General features: G+C 70.1%; 1 protein-coding gene and 1 pseudogene. Both read left to right on the forward strand.

What is annotated here, in order from left to right:
• Positions 1-66 precede the first annotated feature (66 nt).
• A pseudogene (locus tag H0523_RS31935) lies at positions 67-1,062 on the forward strand (amidohydrolase family protein); the annotation flags it as partial.
• Positions 1,059-1,799, forward strand: a complete 741-nt coding sequence (locus tag H0523_RS31940) for a lysophospholipid acyltransferase family protein (protein WP_054435658.1) — start codon at positions 1,059-1,061, stop codon at positions 1,797-1,799. The pseudogene H0523_RS31935 and the gene H0523_RS31940, both read left to right, overlap by 4 nt.
• The last annotated feature ends 216 nt before the right edge of the window (positions 1,800-2,015 follow it).

The raw sequence follows: 2,015 nt of genomic DNA on the forward strand, positions 1-2,015 counted from the left end.
CGGCGCGGTTTCCGAGGCGAACCAGACCATGTGCGCGATGGGGATGTAGGCGAAGGTGAACCAGATCACCGTGAACACCAGGTCGAGGCGCTGCTGCGCGAGGCGCCGCCCGGCCACGGCCGGGTGCTGCCCCTGGGCGCGCTCACGGTCGCCCTGCGCGGCGAGACCCTGGCCGAGATGGGCCTGCTGGCGCAGGCGGGCTGCCTGGCGTTCTCGCAGGGCGAATCCGGCATCGTCGACACCCGGGTGCTGTGGGGCGCCATGCGCTATGCGGCCGGGCAGGGCCTGGCGCTGTGGCTGCGGCCGCAGGACCCGTGGCTGGCGCAGGGCGCGGTGGTCGCCGCCGGCGCCTATGCCGACCGCCTGGGCCTGGAAGGCCTGCCGCCGCAGGCCGAGGCGCTGGCCCTGCAGACGATCTTCGAGTTGCAGCGCGCCACCGGCGCGCGCGTGCACCTGTCGCGCCTGTCCACCGCGCGCGGCCTGGAACTGCTGCGCGCGGCGCGCCGCGAAGGGCTGCCGGTCAGCGCCGATGTCTCGGCCAACAGCCTGCACCTGACCGATGTGGACATCGGCTATTTCAATACGGATTTCCACCTGCGCCCGCCGCTGCGCGGCCAGCGCGACCGCGACGCGATCCAGGCGGCGCTGCGCGAGGGCCTGGTGGACGCCTTGTGTTCGGACCATGCGGTGGTGGACGACGCGGGCAAGTCCGTGCCGTTCCCGCAATCGCAGCCCGGTGCCACGGGCCTGGAGCTGCTGCTGTCGCTGGCGCTGAAATGGGCCCGCGACAGCCGCCTGCCGCTGCCGCAGGCGCTGGCCCGGGTGACGTCGGGGCCGGCGGCGGTGCTGCGCGGCCTGTCGCCGGCGCTGGCGGGCCTGGGGCAACTGGGCGTGGGGGCGCCGGCCGACCTGTGCCTGGTGGACCTGGAGGCCGAATGGCTGGTGACGCCCGGCGCCCTGCAAAGCCACAGCCGTCATACGCCGTTCGCGGGTATGATGCTGCCCGGTCGTGTCCGCGCCACCCTGGTGAGTGGCCGCCCGGCCTGGGAGACCCCTGTTTGAAGCTGCTGCGCTTTGTCCTCCGCCTGATGCTGGTGGTGCCGTTGATTGTCTTCGGCCTGCTGTGCGTGGGCCTGGTGTATCCGCTGCTGCGCCCGAAGTCGCGGGCCTGGCTGAACCGTACTTGGTCGCGCTGCCTGATGGCGGCCTGTGGCCTGCGGGTCGTCTTCAAGGGCGAGCCGCGCATGACGGGTCCGGTGCTGCTGGTGGCGAACCATGTGTCGTGGATCGATATCTTCGTGCTGAATTCGGCGCGGGCGACGTCGTTCGTGGCCAAGAGCGAGATCCGCAGCTGGCCGGTGATCGGCTGGCTGGTGGCGGGGGCGGGCACGCTGTTCATCGAACGCGGCCAGCGCCACGCGGTGCATGCGATGGGCGAGTCGATGCAAGCTCGCTTCAAGCAGGGCGATGCGGTCGGCCTGTTCCCGGAAGGCACGACGAGCGAGGGTTTCACGCTGCGCCCGTTCCACGCCAGCCTGTTCGAACCGGCGCGCGCGGCCACGGTCGAAATCCAGCCGGTGGCGCTGCGTTTCCTGCAGCACGGCGAACGCAGCGGTTTTGCGGCGTTCGTGGGCGAGGAAACGCTGGTGGCGAATCTGTGGCGGGTGATGGGGACGACGGGGCTGTCGGTGGAGGTGGTGTTCTTGCCGGTGCTGGCGACACAGCATGCGGATGGGACGTTGCCGACGCGGTTGGAACTGTCGCATCAGGCTCGGGATGCGATTCAGGCGGTGCTTTGACGGTGCTGCTTCTGGTTTGAACGTTCGTTTCTAGCTTTTTTTTCTTGGCGTCGGTCAGCTTCGTAGGTTGCCCCTCGGGCAGGCGAAGCGGGTGGCGGGCGCCCACGATTGCGGTCCGGAGCGTTCGCTCCGGACTTCCCCGTGCTCAACCTTGTATGGTGTGGGTGCACCTTCCGCAGTGGGAGGGTGCTGGGGTAGGGACGTGCTCAACCATCA

The sequence above is a fragment of the Achromobacter insuavis genome, assembly GCF_902859645.1.
Classification (GTDB): domain Bacteria; phylum Pseudomonadota; class Gammaproteobacteria; order Burkholderiales; family Burkholderiaceae_B; genus Achromobacter; species Achromobacter insuavis.